This is a genomic window from Gordonia sp. LMA167 (genome assembly GCF_058130025.1).
In genome coordinates this window covers 2,103,205-2,122,193 of record NZ_CM176708.1, presented here as the reverse complement: position 1 = coordinate 2,122,193, position 18,989 = coordinate 2,103,205, and the positions used below count along the sequence as shown (strand labels likewise).

The window sequence follows — 18,989 nt, the reverse complement described above, 5'->3', positions numbered from 1 at the left end:
ACGAGACGATGAGTCCTGACAGCATGACCGACGACGACGCCCGGAAGCGGAAGCGATTCCAGTTCGAACGACACGCGACCGAGTACCGTGAGAAGTTCCTCGAGACCACCCAGGAGATGCATGAGCAGTGTCCGGTGGCGTGGAGCGACACCTATGGTGGTCACTGGGTTGCCGCGAGCAGCGAGGCGGTCTTCGAACTAGCCCGCTGCCCATACGTTTCCAACGATCACGATGTGCGCAACCAGCGCACCGGATACAAGGGCATCAGCATCCCCACCGCCGAGCGCGCGGCGGGCGTGCGCGGCGGAATCCTGGAGATGGATGGGTCCGAGCACAAGTTCTTCCGCTCGATCCTCAATCCGTATCTGTCGCCCGCAGCGGTCAAGCGATGGATTCCGGTCATCGACAAGATCGTCCACGCCTGCATCGACGAGAAGATCGAGAGCGGGCGCATCGATTTCGTCGACGAGCTCGCCAACGTCGTACCGGCCGTCCTGACGCTGGCGATGCTCGGCATCCCGGTGGAGAAGTGGGAGATCTACAACGAACCCGTGCATGCCGCGGTGTACACCCCACCGGACTCACCCGACGCACCTCGCGTCGCCGAGCTCCATCGCCAACTCGGCATCGACCTGATCACGAATCTCTTCGAGATCCGGGAGAATCCGCGACCGGGAATCATCAACGCCGTCGCCAACGCGAGCTTCGACGGTGGCGCGCCCGACGACATGGAGTTGCTCGGCATCCTCAGCCTGGTGATCGGCGGCGGCTTCGACACGACCACCGCTCTCACCGCGCACGCCCTGGAATGGCTGTCGGAGAATCCGAGCGAACGTGAACGGCTCAGCGAGGACCGCGACACCCTGCTCGACGCAGCCACCGAGGAGTTCCTGCGGTATTTCACCCCGGCCGCCGGCGACGGACGCACCATCGCCAAGGACTTCGAGGCCGAGGACGGAACCGACTTCCGCGAGGGCGACCGGCTGTGGTTGTCCTGGGCGATGGCCAACCGTGACACCGAGCTTTTCGAGGACGCCAACTCGATCCACCTCGATCGAACCGGCAACCGACACTTCAGCTTCGGACTCGGTGTGCACCGGTGCATCGGCTCTAACGTCGCCCGCACCGTCTTCAAGCGCATGTTGGTCGCGGTGCTCGACCGCATGCCGGACTACCGGTGCGACCCTGCGGGCACGGTGCACTACGACTCGATCGGCGTCATCCAGGGCATGCGGCACCTGCCCGCGACCTTCACTCCCGGCCCTCGGACGCACGCGAGCCTGGCCGACACGCTGGTGGAGGTGCAGAGGATGGTCGACGAGGAGGAGCTGGCCGAACCGCTTGCCCTGGCGAAGGCGAAACAACAAGGGTGATAACGGGTCCCGCCACCCGATGGAAGCCACCCGTACCCACGTGAGGAGACATCGTGCCCGAAGGGCCGGTACGCCCGCTGCCGCAGCTGACCGCGGCCAATGAGTTCTACTGGACCTCGGGCGCAGATGATCAGCTACGCATCCAGGAGTGCACCCACTGCGCCGAACTCATCCACCCACCGCAACCGGCATGCCGGTACTGCCTCGGGACCGAGATGGGACACCGGATCGTGTCGGGCCGCGGGGTCGTCGCAGGATTCACCGTCAACCACCGCTTCGCGCTCCCGGGCCTGACACCTCCCTATGTGGTGGCCCAGGTGGCGCTCGCTGAGGATCCTCGAATCCGGCTGACCACCAACATCATCGACTGTGATCCCGAGGACGTCTTTCTCGGCATGACGGTGGAGGTCAGTTTCCTGCCCGTCGAAGACGTCTGGCTACCGCTTTTCCGTCCGATCGCCGACCAACCCGACGAACCCGCCGCACTGCCCGCCGACGAGATCGATCCGGCGGACTTCGCCCAGCATGTCCGGCCGATGGTGACGACGCACAAGTTCGAGGACCGCGTCGCTCTCACCGGCATCGGCATGTCGCAGATCGGCCGGCGCCTGATGCGGCCGCCATTGTCGCTGACCGTCGAGGCCTGCAAGGCCGCCGTCGCCGACGCAGGACTGACGATGGCCGACATCGACGGCATCGCCACCTATCCGGGCGGCGGCAACGTCGGCGGGTTCGGCGAGGGCGGCGTCACGCCGGTGGAGGCAGCACTCGGCATTCGGCCGACGTGGCACAACGGCGGCATCGAGACCTTCGGGCCCGGCGGATCGGTCATCGCGGCCATGCTGGCGGTCGCGAGCGGTTTGGCCCGCCATGTACTGTGCTACCGCACCGTGTGGGAATCCACGTATGGCGAGTTACTCAAGAACGGTACGATCGTACAGCCATCCGGACGAACGGCGAGCTGGATGGTTCCGTTCGGTGCCACGTCGGCAGCACATACGTTGGCGCAGAACGCACAGCGCCACTTCGCCCGATACGGCACGACCAAAGAGACGCTGGGCTGGATCGCGCTGAACCAGCGCGCCAACGCCGGACTCAACCCGACGGCGGTCTATCGAGAGCCGATGACGATGGACGACTACCTCGCGGCCCGACCGATCACCACCCCATTCGGGCTCTACGACTGCGACGTGCCCTGTGACGGTGCGGTCGCCATGATCGTGTCGGCGGTCGAGACCGCCGACGATTTGGCACACCCACCGGTCCTGGTGGAGGCGGTCGGCACGCAGATCATCGAACGGATGGATTGGGACCAGAGCACGTTGACCCACGAGCCGCAGGTCCTCGGTCAGTCCGCGCATCTGTGGTCACGCACCTCGATGCGGCCGGACGATGTCGACGTTGCCGAACTCTACGACGGCTTCACGGTGAACTGCCTCTCCTGGATCGAGGGGCTCGGATTCTGCGGGATCGGCGAGTCGAAGGAATTCCTCGATGGCGGCAAGAACATCTCACTGCAGGGCCAGATCCCGCTGAACACCCACGGCGGGCAGCTCTCGCACGGTCGAACGCACGGCATGGGGCTCCTGCACGAGGCGATCGTGCAGTTGCGTGGAGATGCCGGCGACCGACAGGTCGCCGACGCCCGCGTCGGCGTCGTGAGCAGCGGGGGCCTCACCCCGAGCGGTGTGTTGCTGCTCCGGAGCGCGTCGTGACGGCCGATCCATGGCTCGAGGAACGGCCCGATCCGGTGACCGCTCGCGTCGTCGAGGTCGACGGCGTGCCCATGTCCGGCCTCATCGCCGAGGCACCTGATCCCCGCGGAGTTATCGTCGCCATCCACGGCGGCGCAACGCGAGCCGGCTACTTCGACTGTCCGGGCCACCCGGCGAACTCACTGCTGCGCATCGCTGCTTCGGCAGGCTATACCGCGGTGGCGATTGATCGTCCCGGCTATGGCACATCCAGGCCCCATGCCGAGGAGATGGACGCGTCGCGTCGCGTGGACCTCGCCTACGGTGCGATCGACGCTTTCCTGGCAGGCCGAGCGCACGGAGCGGGCGTCTTCCTCTGGGCTCATTCGGTGGGATGTGAACTCGCGGTTCGCATGGCCGCCGACGTCGACCGCGGACCTGATCTGCTGGGTCTCGAGTTGTCTGGTACCGGACTCGAGCATCAGGCGAGGGCGCACGAGGTCCTGGGCGATCATGAACGCAACGCTCCCGCAGCCGGTGTGCGGAAGTTGTTGTGGGAGCCGGCCGCACTGTACCCGGCAGACGTCATCGGTGGCGCGATGATCGCCTCCCGGACACCGCCGTTCGAAGGCTCTGCGGTCCGGGCCTGGCCACGGCAGACGTTTCCGGAGCTCGCTCCGGGTGTCCGCGTGCCGGTCCATTTCACCGCCGCCGAACACGAGCGGGTCTGGCGGCGAGACCCCGAGGCGCTCGGCGAGATCGCGGCGCTGTTCTCCGGATCGCCGCGGGTGGTGGTCGACCAGTTCGTCGGGGGCGGCCACAACCTGAGTCTCGGACATACCGCCCGCTCTTATCATCTCGGCATCCTCTCGTTCGTCGAATACTGCCTTGTGCGTCGCACACGCCCCGACCTGCCCACCCTGGACCGCACATCGAGCGGACCCAATCGAACGGAGTAGTACCCATGCGCATCGGATTCATCGGCCTGGGCAGCCAAGGTGGCCCCATGGCACAGCGGATCATCGACGCCGGTGAAGAGGTGACGCTCTGGGCTCGGCGACCCGAGAGCCTCGAGCCCTTCGCGCAATCCGGGGCAAAGATCGTCGGCAGCCCGGCCGAGGTCGGGGCGGCCAGCGACATCGTGTGCCTGTGCGTCGTCGCCGACGATGACGTCCTCGAGGTCGCCGGCGGTGTACTGGAGGGTCTGGCCGAGGGCGGGATCATCGTCGTGCACAGCACCGTTCACCCGGACACCTGCCGAGAGCTGGCCGAGCGAGCTCGGGAAACCGGGGTGCGGATCGTCGACGCACCGGTGAGCGGGGGCGGACGCGGCGCCGAAGCCGGGACATTACTGGTGATGGTCGGCGGTGCCGATGACGATGTGGCGCGGTGCCTGCCGGTGTTCGGAATCTACGGCGAACCGGTCGTGCATCTCGGCGATCTCGGAGCGGGTCAGACCACGAAGTTGTTGAACAACCTGCTGTTCACGGCCAACATGGCCACAGTGGTGGACACCCTCGAACTCGGGAAATCCCTCGGTGTCGAGCCGGGCCGGTTGGCCGATGTGATCCTCAAGGGCACCGCTCGCAGCTTTGCACTGGAATCCATCGCGGCGTCTGGCGGGACGATCGAGCGGATCGCGGCACACGCCGGCAACCTGTTGCGCAAGGATGTGGGCCTCGTCGCAGACATCGCGGGGCTCGAGAAGATTTCCGGTAACGCCACTTTCACAGCCGCCCAGGCAACTCTCGAGAAGATCGGAGCGCTGAGTTCATGAGCGAGGTCGCCGTCGTCGGTGTCGGACGCATGGGTATGCCGATGGTGTCCCGCCTCATCGAGGCCGGGCACAAGGTGTCTGCCCTCGCCCGGCGTCCCGAGGTGCATGAACAACTCACCGCCGCAGGTGCCCGTGCATTCGCCGACATCTCCGAGGTCGTCACCGCCGACACCGACGTGGTGCTCATCGTCGTCCTCACCGACCAACAGGTCCGCGACGTCTGCCTTACCGGCGGCCTCCTCGACCAGATGAAGTCCGGCAGCACAGTTGTCGTCCATACAACCGGCAGTCCCAGCACGACCGAAAGTATTGCCAAGATGGGCGCACCACAGGGCATCTCGGTGATCGACGCCGCTGTGAGCGGCGGCCCCCACGATATCGCCGCGGGTACGTTGACCATATTCGCCGGAGGCGACGAGGACACCGTCGACGGAGTCCGCCCGGTTCTGAGCGCCTATTCGGATCCGGTCCTCCACGTCGGCGGCCTCGGTTCGGGCCAGCGCGTCAAGCTCGTCAACAACGCGATGTTCGCGGCGCAGATCGGACTCGTCAGTGCGGGAGTCGAACTCGCCACCCGCCTCGGACTCGACGAAAAAGAGTTGCTCTCGGCGTTGCCGAATGGCAGCGCGAACAGCCGGGCATTGGGCAGTATCGCGAGATATGGCTCGGTCGACGCATTCACCGAGGGCGTGCGGCAATTCGTCGGCAAGGACGTCGACGTGGTGCGCAAGGTGACCGCCGAACTCGGCAGCGACCTCGGACTTCTCGACACGTTGATCACCCGCGTCGGCCTCTGACTCGCTGCCTCGCTTCTCGACGTCGAGTAAGCCCTCCCCTCCGCTGGTCGAGTAAGCCCCCCTTCGCTGGTCGAGCAAGCCCGCGAGCGCCAGCGAGCGAGCGCATCGAGACCCCCGCAAGCGATCTCGATACGCTCGTCGCTAGCGCTCCTCACTACTCGATCAGCAACAATCGCTCGCCCCCTCCGCTGGTCGAGTAAGCCCGCGAGCGCCAGCGAGCGAGCGCATCGAGACCCCTCAGCCTGTGGATGAGAATCCGTCACCTCGTGTGATCTGTCGGATAGTGCTTCCATGACCGCCTACGTCTACATCCTCCAGTGTGCAGATGGCAGCTACTACGTCGGGAGCACACGAAGCCTCGAGCAGCGCGTCGAGCAGCATAACAACGGACTCGGGTCTCGATACACAAGCACGCGCAGGCCCGTACAGCTGCTGTGGTACCAAGAGTTCGAGAATGTCGGCGAGGCATTCGCTCTGGAGAAGCGGCTGCAGAATTGGTCGAGAGCGAAGCGTCGGGCGTTGATCGAGGGCAGGTTCGATGACTTGCCTGCCTTGGCGAAGAAGCCCAAGCGCCCCTTGTGATCTCGATACGCTCGTCGCTAGCGCTCCTCACTTACTCGATCAACGAAAACCGTCCCCCACCGCCGGTCGAGCAAGCCCCCTCCGCCGGTCGAGTAAGCCCGCGAGCGCCAGCGAGCGAGCGCATCGAGACCCACCACCCACAAGATCTCGATGCGCTCGTCGCTAGCGCTCCTCACTTACTCGATCAACGAAAATCGTGCCCCTTCGCCGGTCGAGTAAGCCCGCGAGCGCCAGCGAGCGAGCGCATCGAGACCGGCGAGACGAATCACTTCAACAAGCTCCCGCCGTCGACGGGCAGCGCCACTCCGGTGATGAAGCGGGCTTCGTCAGACGCCAGGAACAACACCGCGTTGCTGATGTCCTCGGGTTCCACCCAGCCGATCGGCAACACGTGCATCATCTGGGCCACGATCTTCATGTCGTCGGGACCCGGGGTCTCCAGATCTGGCCGAAAGAGTTTCATCGTGCCCTCGTTCATGAACATCGGTGTGTTCACGTTCGTCGGCAGCACCGAGTTCACCCGGATGGAATGCTCACCCAATTCGACGGCGAAGCTCTTCATGAGTCCCAGCACGCCGTGCTTGGCGGCGATGTAGTGTCCCGTGTTCGGATAGGCCTTGGCGCCTCCGACCGAACTCGTCAATACGACAGAGCCACCCTGTCCCGACGCCAGCAGATGCGGCACCGCCGCTTTCACCGTCTTCCAGACGCCGGCGAGGTTGACGTCGATCATGTCCTGCCAGTCGGATTCGCTCGTCTTGTCCAACGTCTCTCCGCCGTTGCCAATGCCGGCATTGGCCACCACCACGTCGAGTCGGCCAAGCTGTTCGACGCCACTGTCGACTGCGGCCTTGAGTGCATCGAAGTCTCGGACGTCCACCTCGGCCGCGACGATCCGTCGGTTGCGGCCCTTCACCAGCTCGACCGTTTCAGCAAGATCCGCCGGTGTGGCGGCCGCGATCGCGGAGTCGGCAGTGACCGGTCCGCACACATCGACGGCGATGATGTCCGCACCTTCCTCGGCCAGGCGAACCGCGTGGCTGCGTCCCTGCCCTCGTGCCGCTCCACTGATGAAGGCAACCTTACCCTCCAAACGTCCCGCCATGATTCCCACCCTTCTCTGTGTGTTGGAGCATTCGTTGGTTATCAGGATCCCTACGCCGGCACCGACACGACGCCGCGCGGGAGGATCATCGGTAGATCGGTGTAGGTGACGATCCCGGGCGGTGCCGCCACCACCGCAGGGATCGCGTTCAACGGTGGCGTGGCGGTCATGATGTGCCCGAGAACCATGAACTCCTCCATGGTCGTCGCCTCGAAGTCCGGCGGCGGCAGAAAACCGACCTTCATCGTGACGGTCGGCCGCCCGGCGACCTCGATGACCCAACCATCCTGGTCGATCTGCCAATCCGGCTGCAGGGTCTGGCCTTTGCGCCACAGCACGTTGATCTCCGCAACGGTCTTCCCGGAGACGATGCCCTTCCAACTGGCGTGGACGCCTGCCACACAACCCGCCGGGATCGTCCACGACCCGAGGTCCAGATCTTCGGTGGTCTGGGCATATTCGGCGTCGCAACGCACCTCGTCGAGCTCGACCCCGAGCGCGTCGGCCACCATGCGCACCGCCTCTCCGAACACCCCGGTCCCCTGCGCCGTCATCGCCTGCAGGTCGGGATGATCGATAGGTTGGCCGAAGCCGACGGGTTTCTCGGTCTCCGGGGAGTCGTAGAAGGTGGTGTCGGCGGCCTCGTTGACGGTGATGCGGTCGACGCGGTCGCAGATGCCGGCCGCGACGATCGACAGCTGATTGACGAATCCGGGACTGATACCGGAACCGAACATGCTCGACCCTCCACGCAGGCAGGCGTCGGCGATACGCGCGCGCCCGTCCCCCTGGTTGTGGCCGGTGATGAAGGAGGCTGTGGCAACGACACTGATACCGGACTCGAGGATGCGGACGAGTTCGTCGACGTCGATCCACATCGGGTTGTAGACCACGACATCGGGTTTGAGCGCAAGAAGATCGGCGACATTGTCGGTCGCCGTCACCCCGAGCGCTCCGACGCCCGCGAGTTCGCCGACATCGCGTCCGACCTTGCCACTCGACCAGGCGTAGCACCCGACGAGTTCGTAGTCGGGGTTCGCTGCGATCGCCGCGACCGAGCTCCTGCCCACGTTGCCGGTGGTCCACTGCACGACACGGTAGACGTGATTGTCAGCCATGTGAGATGTCCTGTCCCCGGTCAGATCTTGGTGTAGACGGTCTTGGTCTGCAGGTATGTCTCGATTCCTTCGCGGCCGAACTCGTGGCCCCAACCGGACTGCTTGTAGCCACCGAACGGCATGGCGTGGTCGTAGACCATCTGGCAGTTCAGGGTGACTGTGCCGGCCTGCAGGCGTTTTGCCAGAGTGTGGGCACGGCTCACATCATTGGTCCATGCGGTGGCGGCCAGGCCGTAATCGGAGTTGTTCGCCATCGCGATCACTTCGTCGTCATCATCGAACGGAAGCACCGCGACCACCGGACCGAAGATCTCGCGTTGGAAAAGCCGCATCGCGGGGTCGACATCGGTCACGACTGTGGGATGCACGAAGTAGCCGCGCCGGTCCAGACGATGCCCGCCGGTCACCACCTCGACGCCGTCCTTCTTGCCCTCGTCGATGAAACCCATCACGCGTTTGAGCTGCTTCTCGCTGATCAACGGGCCAATGTGGACGTTCTCCTCCTTGGGCCCGCCGAGTTGCAGGCCGTTCGCCACACCGGCGATTCCCTCCACGACCTGCTCATAGACCCCGCGCTGGACGAAGATCCGCGACCCGCAGATGCAGCCTTGCCCGGAATGGATGAAGATGCCCATCGACGCCATGAGGATCGCGGTGTCGAGGTCGGCGTCGTCGTAGATCAGCACCGGGGACTTGCCACCCAGTTCGAGGGTCACCCGCTTGAGGTTCCCGGCCGCGGCGGCAACGATCTGTTTTCCGACGTCGGTGGAGCCGGTGAACGCGATCTTGTCGACGTCCGGGTGCTCGGTGAGGGCCTTGCCTGCCGTGTGGCCGTATCCCTGAACGAGATTGGCGACCCCCTCCGGAATGCCCGCCTCGTCGAGGATCTTGTGTAACAGGACCGCCGACAGAGGGGTCTCCTCGGCCGGTTTGACCACGCAGCTACACCCCGCCGCGAGGGCGGGTGCCAGCTTGGTGGCCCAGTTGAAGACGGGCCCGTTCCACGGGAAGATCAGTCCGACAACACCGTAGGGCTCCCGCAGGGTATAGCCATGGGCGTTGGAGAACAGCTGGGCCACGCCGCCCGTCATCTGGATGTCGTGCGCGATACCACTGATCTTCGTGCACCACCCGGCGTAATACCGGAACATCTCCGCGGCGGTGCCCATGATCGCTTGCGCCTGGTCGACCGGCATCCCGGTGTTGAACGAGTCGAGTTCGGCAAGGTCCGCGGCGCGCTCGTCGATCAGATCGCCGACGCGCCAGAGAATCTTCGCTCGTTCACTGCCGGGCTTACCGGCCCACACGCCCGATTCGAATGCCTCCCGGGCCCTCGCCACGGCCTCGTCGACAGCTTTCACCCCACCATCGGTGAACTCCGCGATCTGTTCCTCGCTCACCGGGTCGATGACCGGGATCACGTCGCCGTAGCCCGGACGCTTCTGGAGATCGTCCACGATCGTCTGTACAACCATCCTGCTTACCTCACTTGTGTCGGGTGTCCTCAGGCGTCAGACCACGAGCGATTCGTGATCGGCCCAATACTGTTGACGCACTATGCGCTTGTAGAGCTTGCCGTTGGGATCTCGGGGTAACGCATCGACGAAATCGATGGCGCGAGGGCATTTGTAGCCGGCGATCCCAGATCGGACGAAGGCCATGAGTTCGGCTGCCAACTCATCACCGGCGCACGCGGGGTCGACGGCTTGCACGACCGCGCGGACCGCCTCGCCCATCTCAGGGTCCGGCACTCCGATGACTGCCACGTCGGCGACGGCAGGGTGTGTCGCAAGGACGTTCTCGGCTTCCTGCGGATAGATGTTGACCCCACCGGAGATGATCATGTGGGCGGCTCGATCGGTCAGGTAGAGGTAACCGTCCTCATCGAGCCTGCCGATGTCGCCGATCGTGCGCCATCCCCTGCCATTTGCTGCCGCCGCGGTCTTGCCGGGATCGTTGTGGTACTCGAACGGGCGACCGCCCTCGAAGTACACCTGACCGGTCTCGCCCGGCGGCAGTTCCTCACCGTCCGGCCCAACGATGTGACACTTCTCCATCGGCCGCCCTACGGACCCGCGATGTGTCAGCCAATCCTGCGAGGCGATGAACGTGGTTCCGATGTCTTCGGTGCCCGAGTAATACTCGCTCACAATCGGCCCCCACCAGTCGATCATGGCTTGCTTCACCTCGATCGGACACGGTGCGGCGGAGTGGACGACACTTGTGAGGCTCGACAGGTCGTGACGCTCGCGTTCCTCTGACGACAACCGCAAGAGCCGGGTGAACATCGTCGGTACGAACTGCCCGGAGGTGACCCGATGTGTTGCGATGAGCTCGAGGCATTGGGTGGCATCGAAACGCTCCATGACCACCACAGTCGCGCCCAGCCGCTGCCATGACATCGAGAACACCAGCGGCGCGCCGTGATACAGCGGAGCCGGACAGAGATAGACCGCTTCGTCGGTGTCACCGGTCATCGCCAGCCCGGCGGCGATCTGCACGGTTGGTGCGGACGGATCGCCGAGAGACGTTCCCGGCAGCGGCTTGCGAACCCCTTTCGGGCGGCCGGTGGTGCCTGAGGAGTAGAGCATCTCGCGGCCCTCACACTCATCCGGCAGTGGGCCGGATGAGGTCTCTCGCAGGATGCTCTCGTACGAATCGAAGCCATCGACGTCACCGGTCACCGAGATCCGAATACCGATCCGACTCAGGTCCAAACCGGCGAGTACATCTGACATCTGCTCGCTCGCCACCAATGCGACGGCTCCACTGTCATCCAGGATGTACTGGACCTCGGCAGAGGTCAGATGTCGATTGATCGCCGTGTAATACAACCCGCTGCGCTGTGCTGCCCAGGTCGCCTCCAGGTAAGCGCGGTTGTTCTCCATGAGAATCGCCACCACGTCACCGACCCGAACCCCCCTGTCCCGCAACGCGCGGGCGAGTTGGCGTGATCGGAGATCGAGTTCGGCGAACGTCACCGTCTCACGCCCGGAACCCATGACGATCGCGGGCTTCGCCGGCGTCCTGTGCGCGTGATGGGCGAGCGTCATCGGCGCGGTGACCACGTCGACACCCCCTTCGCGAGAAGAACTGACTTCTTACTGCATCAGAATGACATTCTTTAATTCGATCGACAAGGGTTTCCCGATCTGATTCCGCATTCGCGCCGCACCTCGATCATCCGTCAGCCGCGCGCCCGGTAACCGCGACTCTCATTGCTGACCAGCGCAGATGCTTCCTCGACGACCTCGCACTCTCACCGCTCACCTCAACAGACAGCAGTAACCAACATGCGAACCCTGATCGATCGATCAGGAATGTTAGGGTCCGGGAATGGCACAGTCATCCGGCAGAGGAGACCCGGACTCGGCAACGCGATCCCGTCTCCTCGACGCTACGGCCGCGATCATGTTGAGCGAGGGGTATGCCGCTGCGACGTCGCGGAAGATCGCTGCCAGGGCAGGCGTGAAGCAGGCGCTCGTCTACTACTACTTCCCCACGATGGATGACCTGTTCGTCGCACTGATCCGGCGAGAAGCCGAGGCCATCCTCGAGCGGCAACGTCGCACACTCTCCGACAGCGATCCCCTTCGGACACTGTGGACACTCAACAGTGATCGTCAAGCGGGACGACTCAGCACCGAACTCATGGCACTTGCCAATCACCGCAAGGTGATCGGTGCCGAGTTGAAGGCCCTCGCGGAGCGTATCCGCGACATGGAGAGCGCCGTGGTCACCATGGTCCTCCGCGCACACGGCATCGATCTCGACGACCATCCACCTGTCGTGATGGCCATGGCGCTCAGCAGCCTGGCCCGACTGATGGCCAACGAGGAGGGCGTCGACATGACGCGCGGTCACGCCGACGTCGAGGCCTACATCGAGCGTCTCCTCACGCGCCTGTCGATGGAGCCGCGAACGACGTGAGCGTTCGCAACCCCCGCCCCCTGAGGAGCCCGCGAACGACGCGAGCGTACGCAACCCCCGAGGAGCCCGCGAACGACGTGAGCGTGCGTCGCGAAGGGCCGACCCTTCGTGACACCCCTCCGCTAACGCTCCGGGGTTCCTCAGGGACCGGTAAGACTACTCGCAACCCCCGCCCCCAGAGGAGCCCGCGAACGACGTGAGCGTGCGCAACCCCCGCCCCCTGAGGAGCCCGCGAACGAAGTGAGCGTTCGCAACCCCCGCCCCCTGAGGAGCCCGCGAACGAAGTGAGCGTGCGTCACGAAGGGCACGCGACGATTGGCAGTCGTTTACTATTTCCCGACCATCCGCAGCAGGGCATCGACGATCCGCTCTGCATCGTCAGACGCAGGCTGCGCCTGTCGCCACAGGTGATCGGTCAGCATACCGAGGGTCGCGTGTGCGGCCAGCTGTGCTTCGAGAAGTGGCTCAGCACTTCCTAATTCGGTGAATGGTTCATGAAGCAGCTCGGCGAGCCGGGCACCCACCGACGGTGGCGATGTCATGATTCCGCCGTTCGCGGTGCCCGCGTTCCAGAGCACCGCATGGGTCGTCCGCGCCGATTCGGCATCAGCCTGTGCGAGAACACCGCGCACCCATCGCACCACCCGATCGCGCGGGTTCGTCTCCTTGCTCATCTGATGGGCCAGGTAGTCGTGCAGTCGATCGGCGCCGTCTTCGAGGATCGCCGCGACGAGTTCGTCCTTGGACCGGAAATGGCGATAGAACGCGTCGTTGGAGAGACCCGCCGCCGTAACGATGTCGGCCACGCGTGGCCTGCCGGACTGGCCGGCCGTCGCCATCACCTCGCGACCGGCGTCGATGAGGCGCCCCACCTCCGCCGCGTAGGCGGCCTCGCGGTTCGCCACGGCCCGCGATGCGAAACGCCGTGCGACCCCTGAACCTTCGACCGCAGCCGCGGCGACGGCCACCGCCGGTGGATCACGATCGGACGACATCCGGACCTGCCCAGCACTGCGCCATACCCGCCGCCGCCGCACGCGTCACGAGTTCGATGAGCACCCCATCGGGGTTGCGGCAGAACGCGAAGAACGTGGTGCCGCCGGGTCCGGCGCGCGTCGCCTCGCACACGAATCCGGCCGCCTCGGCCGCCGCGAGGTCGGCATCCACATCGTCCGACCAGTATCCGAGATGATGAACTCCCGACCCTGCTGACCACAGTGTGCCCGGCACCTCTCGGATGACCTCGATGCGTGGCGTCTCGATCGTGAAGGCACACGACATCGACACCGAGAGGTCGCCAGACGGCGTGCCGACGCTCAGATCAGAATCGATCGTCGGCCCCCACGAATACCCGAACAGCCCGGCCATCGTCTCGCGCGTGGCCGCGGTGTCGGCGCTGACGATTCCCAGGTGGAAGAGATCCTCGCCGTTCATATCGGCCTCCGAATACGGTTTCGACGATCCAGAATTGCATTCTGTGTCATGAGAACTATATTCTCATTCGAGGAGAGGAGTTGCAAATGGCATGGGATTTCGAAACCGACCCGGAGTATCAGGAGCAACTGGACTGGGCCGCAGAGTTCGTTCGCAACGAGGTCGAGCCGCTCGACCGGATCTGGCCACACGAACAGTTCGTCCCGTTGGACGGTGCACGACGCAAGGCAATCGACCCGCTGAAGGACGAAGTGCGCAAGCGTGGCCTGTGGGCCACCCACCTCGGCCCCGAGCTCGGGGGGCAAGGCCACGGTCAGCTGAAGCTCGCGCTGCTCAACGAGATTCTGGGCCGCTCGTCGTGGGCACCGATCGTGTTCGGCTGCCAGGCACCCGACACCGGCAATGCGGAGATCATCGCGCACTTCGGCACCGACGCGCAGAAGGAGCGATATCTACGTCCACTGCTCGACGGTGAGATGTTCTCGTCGTACTCGATGACCGAACCGCAGGCGGGCGCAGATCCGACGATGTTCGAGACGCGGGCTGTCCAGGATGGCGACGACTGGATCATCAACGGGTGGAAGTACTTCTCCTCGAATGCGGCGACGGCGTCGTTCCTGATCGTGATGGTGGTGACCAACCCAGACGTCAGCGCGTACAAGGGCATGTCGATGTTCCTGGTGCCGACCGACACACCCGGGATCGAGATCGTCCGCAACGTCGGCCTCTACGGCGAGCCGATGAACGGCGGCTCACACGCACTGATCCGCTACAACGACGTACGGGTACCCGCGGAAGCGTTGCTCGGTGGCGAGGGGCAGGCATTCGCAATCGCCCAGACACGGCTGGGTGGGGGCCGCATCCACCACGCGATGCGGACGATCGGACTTGCCCAGAAGGCTCTGGACATGATGTGCGAACGAGCATTGAGCCGCGTGACGGCGGGAAGCAAGCTCGCGGACAAGCAGTTCGTCCAGGGCTACATCGCCGATTCGTACGCGCAACTCAAACAATTCCGGCTGTTCGTGCTCTACACCGCCTGGGAGATCGACAAGTACCAGGACTACAAGAAGGTTCGTAAGGACATCGCCGCCGCCAAGGTGGTCATGCCGACGGTCTTGCACGACATCGCCTGGCGCGCCATGCAAGTCCACGGAGCGCTCGGCGTCACCAATGAGATGCCGTTCCTCACGATGATCCACGGCGCCGGGGTCATGGGGTTGGCCGACGGACCGACCGAGGTGCACAAGATGACCGTCGCGAAGCAGGTCCTCCGCGACCACTCCCCGACGGACGACATGTGGCCCACCCAATGGATTCCGAAACTGGAAGCCGACGCACGCGAGAAGTACGCCGAGTTCCTCGAACACGAAGTAGGTAACCAATGATCGACATCGAACGCCTTGCCGATTGGATGGACGGCACGGGACTGCCCGGCAAGGGCGAGCCCATCGAGGCACGATTCCTCTCCGGTGGAACGCAGAACGAGATCTACGAGATCCGCCGCGCCGAGGAACGCTGTGTCATCCGCATCCCACCGGCCGCGGCGCCGGCCGACCGGGACAAGGGCATCCTCCGCGAGTGGCGCATCATCGAGGCGCTCTACGGAACCGACGTACCGCACACCACCGCGATCGCGGCGTGTGACGACACCTCCGTGCTCGGCCGGGCCTTCTACCTGATGGGCTTCGTCGACGGCTGGTCCCCGATGGATCACAAAAAGTGGAAGGAACCGTTCACCAGCGACCTGTCGCTGCGTGCCGGCCTCGGCTATCAGCTCGCCGAGGGCATCGCACTGCTCTCCAAGGTGGATTGGCGCGCAAAAGGACTCGACGACCTGGGGCGTCCGGACGGATTCCACGAACGCCAGGTGGGGCGGTGGACCTCCTTCTTCGACCGCATCAAGGGCCGCGAACTCGACGGTATGGACGTCGCCACGCGCTGGCTGCAGGAGAACCGTCCGATCGATTACATTCCCGGCCTTATGCACGGCGACTATCAGTTCGCCAACGTGATGTTCCGGGAAGATGCGCCGGCACGCATGGCCGCCATCGTGGACTGGGAGATGGGCACCGTCGGCGACCCGAAACTCGATCTCGCGTGGATGGTGCAGAGCTGGCCCGAGGACACCATGTCCGAATCCGCGTCGACAGTGAGCTATGTCGACCTGCGCGGCATGCCATCTCGCACCCAGATGGTGCAGCACTACGCGGAGGTGTCGGGACGGCAGGTCGACGACCTCGACTACTACCTCGTGCTGGCGAAGTGGAAGCTGGCGATCGTCCTCGAACGTGGATACCAGCGGGCCGGGGATGATCACAAGCTTCAGGCCTTCGGTTCCATCGTGCCCGACCTGATGCGGTCGGCCGCCGAACTCGCCGAGTCGACGGAGTACCGCTCATGACCACCGCCACAGACGAGCTCATCAGCGAGCGCCACGGCGACATCGTGGTACTCACCCTCAACCGCCCCGACGCGCGGAATGCTCTGACCGGCAGCCTGATCCGATCCATCGGTGATGCCTTGATCGCTGCCGAGAGCGACCCGGGCACCCGGGCCATCGTCCTGACGGCCAGCGGAGATCGGGCATTCTGTGCGGGCATGGATCTGCGGGCGTTCTCCGAGGGCAGCGACATCGGGGGCGGCGCAGACCCAGGCACCGAGGGCTATCACCGCCTCGCCCGGGGCGAGACATCAATTCCGGTCATCGCCGCGGTCAACGGTGCCGCCATCGGCGGAGGTCTCGAACTCCTCCTCGGATGCGACCTCATCATCGCGTGCCGGGACGCGCGATTCGGGCTTCCGGAGGCCAAGCGTGGACTGTTCCCCGGCGGCGGCGGCACAAATATCGGGACTCGAATCCCGCTCAGCGCCGCGTTGGAGATGACCATGACCGGCGAATTCATCAGTGCCCAAAGGGGCTATGACCTCGGACTGGTGAATGCGGTGGTCGACGCCGACGACCTCATGGCAACTGCCCTCGATTACGCGCGCCGCGTGGGCGCATCTGCACCGTTGAGTCTGGCCGCCTGCAAGGAGTTGGTGCGGCTGGCCGTGACCGACCCGACGAAGGTCACCGGGCGGCTGTCGCATTGGCACTCCGTGGTGTTCACCAGCAAGGACGCGATCGAGGGGGCGACCGCGTTCATGGAGAAGCGGGAGCCTCAGTGGAAAGGCCACTGACGTGATGCTCCGAGCGGCGGTGTGCGAGCGCCACGGTCCTCCGGAGAATGTGACAGTCACCGAGATCCCTTCAGCCACTGTCGAGGCCGGTCAGGTGCGGGTCCGGGTCGAGTACGCCGCGGTCAACTTCCCCGATGTGCTCGTCGTCGCCAATGACTATCAGATCAAGGTCCCGACGCCGTTCGTGCCCGGAAGCGAGTTCGCGGGCGTCGTGACCGAAGTCGGGAGCAAAGATACCGGGTTCGCAGTCGGTGACCGGGCGATGGGGACAGGGCTGTTCGGCGCCTTCGCTGAGGAGGTGGTGACCGAGACGCGTTCACTCAGCCATGTTCCGGAGGGCATCGACACCCGCCTGGCGGCCGCGGCCGGCGTCGCATACCGCACCGCCTACCACTCACTACGGTCCGTTGCCCGGATCAAAGCGGGCGATCCGATCGTGGTTCTCGGCGCCGGCGGTGGCGTGGGCCTCGCGGCCGTGGGCCTGGGTCATGCTCGCGGTGCTGAAGTGATTGCCGTGGCTTCGTCGCAGGAAAAGCTCGACGCAGCGAAGCAGCACGGAGCGACGGGGCTGATCAATCACCGAGAGACTGATGTGCGTGCCGCCCTGAAGGATCTACTCCCCCAGGGTGCGGCCGCAGTGATCGATCCGGTCGGTGGCCCTCTGTCGGAACCAGCCCTGCGCTCGTTGCGTCGCCGTGGCCGATTCGTGACGATCGGCTTCGCATCGGGCGAGATTCCGCGAATCCCACTCAACCTGGTTCTGGTCAAGGGGATTCAGATCGTCGGGTTCCAATTCGGCGACATCGCGGCGGACGAGTTCGCCCGCAACGACGAAGAGCTGCGAGAACTTCTCACCTCCGGTCGGGTCGTACCCCACGTGGGCGCGGAGTTCTCCCTCGACGAGACCGCGTCGGCCCTGCGCACGGTCGCCGACGGGCGGGCCGTCGGGAAGATCCTCCTCCGCGCCGAGAGCGCGACATGACCAGCGAGGAGACCGCATGAACACGACTGCTGTCATCACCGGTGCTGCGGGCGGCATCGGTGCCGCCACCGCATATCGATTGTCGGCGACCGGCACGCGCTGCGTCGTCGTCGACCGCAACCCGCTTGTCGAGGAAGTGGCCACCGCCGTCGGCGGAATCGCGGTGGTCGGCGACCTCGCCGACCCCGCGACGTCCGAGGCAGCCGTCACCGCGGCCGGCGACCACCTGGACATGCTCGTGCTGAACGCCGGGATGAATTGCGTGGACAAAGACCTGGCGACGCTCGATCCCATCCGTTATCACACGGTCGTCGGAGTCAATCAGCACGCCGCGGTGTGGGGACTACGAGCTGCGTTGCCGGTGATGCGTCGCCAAGGCCACGGCTCCATCGTCATCACGGCCTCGCTGGCAGCGTTGCGAGGTGTCGAGCAAGACATCGTGTACACCATGACCAAGCACGCGGTCATCGGTCTCGTCCGCGCAATGTCCGGCACGCTGGCACGTGAGGGGATCAGCCTCAACGCCGTGTGCCCTGGCCTCGTTGACACACCGTTGACCGCAGCCGGCCGAGATGGGTTCAACGCCGCCGGAATTCCGATGCTGACGGCCGATCAGGTTGCCGAGGCCGTCGAAGGCCTTCTCCTCGGCGAGCGATCAGGGACCGAGCTCGTCGTTCAGCCGGGTCAGGTACCCACTCCTTACGTCGCGGCGGCCTTACCCTGATCGATCCAACGGCGTCCGCTGCGTTCCCGGCCATGGCGCCCCTCCGCTGATCGAGTAGACGACGAGCGGCAGCGCGGAGACGTATCGAGATCACCACCTCCACATCGGGTCTCGATACGCGACTCACTCCGTTCGCTGCCACTCGACCAGCGGGTCGGGCCACTCGACCACCCACCGCTGATCGAGTAGACGACGAGCGGCAGCGCGGAGACGTATCGAGATCACCACCATCACTTCGGGTCTCGATACGCGACTCACTCCGTTCGCTGCCACTCGACCAGCGGGTAGGG

The 18,989-nt window shown here is 65.0% G+C and carries 18 protein-coding genes; 12 read left to right on the top strand and 6 right to left on the bottom strand.

The features are described from left to right. Positions 1–8: 8 nt before the first annotated feature. The 6 genes from ACVT6V_RS09540 to ACVT6V_RS09515 all read left to right on the top strand — a co-directional run bounded on the left by ACVT6V_RS09540 (position 9) and on the right by ACVT6V_RS09515 (position 6,223). Complete coding sequence (locus ACVT6V_RS09540; protein ID WP_489899566.1) at positions 9–1,373, top strand: cytochrome P450; 1,365 nt, start codon at positions 9–11, stop codon at positions 1,371–1,373. A gap of 53 nt (positions 1,374–1,426) precedes the next feature. After that, on the top strand, positions 1,427–3,088 hold the full coding sequence (locus tag ACVT6V_RS09535; protein ID WP_489899565.1) for a thiolase C-terminal domain-containing protein: 1,662 nt from the start codon (positions 1,427–1,429) through the stop codon (positions 3,086–3,088). Continuing rightward, positions 3,085–4,026: an alpha/beta fold hydrolase gene (locus ACVT6V_RS09530; RefSeq protein WP_489899564.1), complete on the top strand. Its 942-nt coding sequence runs from the start codon at positions 3,085–3,087 to the stop codon at positions 4,024–4,026. Before ACVT6V_RS09535 ends, ACVT6V_RS09530 begins: the two co-directional genes overlap by 4 nt. A 5-nt stretch (positions 4,027–4,031) precedes the next feature. Next, a complete protein-coding gene (locus ACVT6V_RS09525; RefSeq protein WP_489899563.1) occupies positions 4,032–4,844 on the top strand; it encodes an NAD(P)-dependent oxidoreductase in 813 nt (270 codons plus the stop codon). Next, the gene (locus ACVT6V_RS09520) at positions 4,841–5,641 is read left to right on the top strand and encodes an NAD(P)-dependent oxidoreductase (RefSeq protein ID WP_489899562.1); all 801 of its coding nucleotides are present in this window, start codon (positions 4,841–4,843) and stop codon (positions 5,639–5,641) included. Before ACVT6V_RS09525 ends, ACVT6V_RS09520 begins: the two co-directional genes overlap by 4 nt. A 291-nt stretch (positions 5,642–5,932) precedes the next feature. Continuing rightward, positions 5,933–6,223, top strand: a complete 291-nt coding sequence (locus tag ACVT6V_RS09515; protein WP_489899561.1) for a GIY-YIG nuclease family protein — start codon at positions 5,933–5,935, stop codon at positions 6,221–6,223. A 265-nt stretch (positions 6,224–6,488) separates the two neighbouring features. Here ACVT6V_RS09515 and ACVT6V_RS09510 read toward each other — a convergent pair whose 3' ends face one another. From ACVT6V_RS09510 to ACVT6V_RS09495, 4 genes are read right to left on the bottom strand one after another with little or no spacing between them, the layout of a single operon-like run. Then, positions 6,489–7,328 (bottom strand): mycofactocin-coupled SDR family oxidoreductase, encoded by an 840-nt coding sequence (locus ACVT6V_RS09510; RefSeq protein WP_489899560.1) that lies wholly within the window; start codon positions 7,326–7,328, stop codon positions 6,489–6,491. Between the two features lie 50 nt (positions 7,329–7,378). After that, complete coding sequence (locus ACVT6V_RS09505; protein ID WP_489899559.1) at positions 7,379–8,446, bottom strand: NAD(P)H-dependent amine dehydrogenase family protein; 1,068 nt, start codon at positions 8,444–8,446, stop codon at positions 7,379–7,381. Between the two features lie 20 nt (positions 8,447–8,466). Further along, positions 8,467–9,921 (bottom strand): aldehyde dehydrogenase family protein, encoded by a 1,455-nt coding sequence (locus ACVT6V_RS09500; protein ID WP_489899558.1) that lies wholly within the window; start codon positions 9,919–9,921, stop codon positions 8,467–8,469. 36 nt (positions 9,922–9,957) lie between these two features. Beyond that, positions 9,958–11,499 (bottom strand): acyl-CoA synthetase, encoded by a 1,542-nt coding sequence (locus ACVT6V_RS09495; protein ID WP_489900764.1) that lies wholly within the window; start codon positions 11,497–11,499, stop codon positions 9,958–9,960. 283 nt (positions 11,500–11,782) lie between these two features. On the opposite strand from ACVT6V_RS09495, the gene ACVT6V_RS09490 reads away from it, so the two are divergent. Further along, positions 11,783–12,376 (top strand): TetR/AcrR family transcriptional regulator, encoded by a 594-nt coding sequence (locus ACVT6V_RS09490; protein ID WP_489899557.1) that lies wholly within the window; start codon positions 11,783–11,785, stop codon positions 12,374–12,376. 329 nt (positions 12,377–12,705) lie between these two features. Here ACVT6V_RS09490 and ACVT6V_RS09485 read toward each other — a convergent pair whose 3' ends face one another. Together ACVT6V_RS09485 and ACVT6V_RS09480 are read right to left on the bottom strand one after the other, a co-directional pair. Continuing rightward, positions 12,706–13,371 carry a TetR/AcrR family transcriptional regulator gene (locus ACVT6V_RS09485; RefSeq protein ID WP_489899556.1) on the bottom strand — a complete coding sequence of 222 codons (666 nt, stop codon included), beginning with the start codon at positions 13,369–13,371 and terminating at the stop codon, positions 12,706–12,708. Beyond that, positions 13,355–13,810, bottom strand: coding sequence for a VOC family protein (locus ACVT6V_RS09480; protein ID WP_489899555.1), 456 nt, complete (start codon positions 13,808–13,810; stop codon positions 13,355–13,357). The genes ACVT6V_RS09485 and ACVT6V_RS09480 overlap by 17 nt, the downstream gene beginning before the upstream one ends. Before the next feature lie 86 nt (positions 13,811–13,896). Between ACVT6V_RS09480 and ACVT6V_RS09475 the strand changes: the two genes are divergently transcribed. The 5 genes from ACVT6V_RS09475 to ACVT6V_RS09455 are packed head-to-tail and all read left to right on the top strand — an operon-like array spanning position 13,897 to position 18,699. Then, positions 13,897–15,198 (top strand): acyl-CoA dehydrogenase family protein, encoded by a 1,302-nt coding sequence (locus ACVT6V_RS09475; RefSeq protein WP_489899554.1) that lies wholly within the window; start codon positions 13,897–13,899, stop codon positions 15,196–15,198. Further along, positions 15,195–16,214 carry a phosphotransferase family protein gene (locus tag ACVT6V_RS09470; protein ID WP_489899553.1) on the top strand — a complete coding sequence of 340 codons (1,020 nt, stop codon included), beginning with the start codon at positions 15,195–15,197 and terminating at the stop codon, positions 16,212–16,214. Before ACVT6V_RS09475 ends, ACVT6V_RS09470 begins: the two co-directional genes overlap by 4 nt. Next, on the top strand, positions 16,211–16,993 hold the full coding sequence (locus tag ACVT6V_RS09465; protein ID WP_489899552.1) for an enoyl-CoA hydratase/isomerase family protein: 783 nt from the start codon (positions 16,211–16,213) through the stop codon (positions 16,991–16,993). Before ACVT6V_RS09470 ends, ACVT6V_RS09465 begins: the two co-directional genes overlap by 4 nt. Before the next feature lie 4 nt (positions 16,994–16,997). Next, positions 16,998–17,975 carry an NADPH:quinone oxidoreductase family protein gene (locus tag ACVT6V_RS09460; protein ID WP_489900763.1) on the top strand — a complete coding sequence of 326 codons (978 nt, stop codon included), beginning with the start codon at positions 16,998–17,000 and terminating at the stop codon, positions 17,973–17,975. 16 nt (positions 17,976–17,991) lie between these two features. Further along, the gene (locus tag ACVT6V_RS09455; protein WP_489899551.1) at positions 17,992–18,699 is read left to right on the top strand and encodes an SDR family oxidoreductase; all 708 of its coding nucleotides are present in this window, start codon (positions 17,992–17,994) and stop codon (positions 18,697–18,699) included. Positions 18,700–18,989: the final 290 nt, after the last annotated feature.

Coding starts and splice junctions, on each gene's coding strand:
- ACVT6V_RS09540 (WP_489899566.1), top strand. CDS start 9: ATGAGTCCTGACAGCATGACCGACGACGACGCCCGGAAGCGGAAGCGA.
- ACVT6V_RS09525 (WP_489899563.1), top strand. CDS start 4,032: ATGCGCATCGGATTCATCGGCCTGGGCAGCCAAGGTGGCCCCATGGCA.
- ACVT6V_RS09520 (WP_489899562.1), top strand. CDS start 4,841: ATGAGCGAGGTCGCCGTCGTCGGTGTCGGACGCATGGGTATGCCGATG.
- ACVT6V_RS09515 (WP_489899561.1), top strand. CDS start 5,933: ATGACCGCCTACGTCTACATCCTCCAGTGTGCAGATGGCAGCTACTAC.
- ACVT6V_RS09510 (WP_489899560.1), bottom strand. CDS start 7,328: ATGGCGGGACGTTTGGAGGGTAAGGTTGCCTTCATCAGTGGAGCGGCA.
- ACVT6V_RS09505 (WP_489899559.1), bottom strand. CDS start 8,446: ATGGCTGACAATCACGTCTACCGTGTCGTGCAGTGGACCACCGGCAAC.
- ACVT6V_RS09500 (WP_489899558.1), bottom strand. CDS start 9,921: ATGGTTGTACAGACGATCGTGGACGATCTCCAGAAGCGTCCGGGCTAC.
- ACVT6V_RS09495 (WP_489900764.1), bottom strand. CDS start 11,499: ATGACGCTCGCCCATCACGCGCACAGGACGCCGGCGAAGCCCGCGATC.
- ACVT6V_RS09490 (WP_489899557.1), top strand. CDS start 11,783: ATGGCACAGTCATCCGGCAGAGGAGACCCGGACTCGGCAACGCGATCC.
- ACVT6V_RS09485 (WP_489899556.1), bottom strand. CDS start 13,371: ATGTCGTCCGATCGTGATCCACCGGCGGTGGCCGTCGCCGCGGCTGCG.
- ACVT6V_RS09480 (WP_489899555.1), bottom strand. CDS start 13,810: ATGAACGGCGAGGATCTCTTCCACCTGGGAATCGTCAGCGCCGACACC.
- ACVT6V_RS09475 (WP_489899554.1), top strand. CDS start 13,897: ATGGCATGGGATTTCGAAACCGACCCGGAGTATCAGGAGCAACTGGAC.
- ACVT6V_RS09470 (WP_489899553.1), top strand. CDS start 15,195: ATGATCGACATCGAACGCCTTGCCGATTGGATGGACGGCACGGGACTG.
- ACVT6V_RS09465 (WP_489899552.1), top strand. CDS start 16,211: ATGACCACCGCCACAGACGAGCTCATCAGCGAGCGCCACGGCGACATC.
- ACVT6V_RS09460 (WP_489900763.1), top strand. CDS start 16,998: ATGCTCCGAGCGGCGGTGTGCGAGCGCCACGGTCCTCCGGAGAATGTG.
- ACVT6V_RS09455 (WP_489899551.1), top strand. CDS start 17,992: ATGAACACGACTGCTGTCATCACCGGTGCTGCGGGCGGCATCGGTGCC.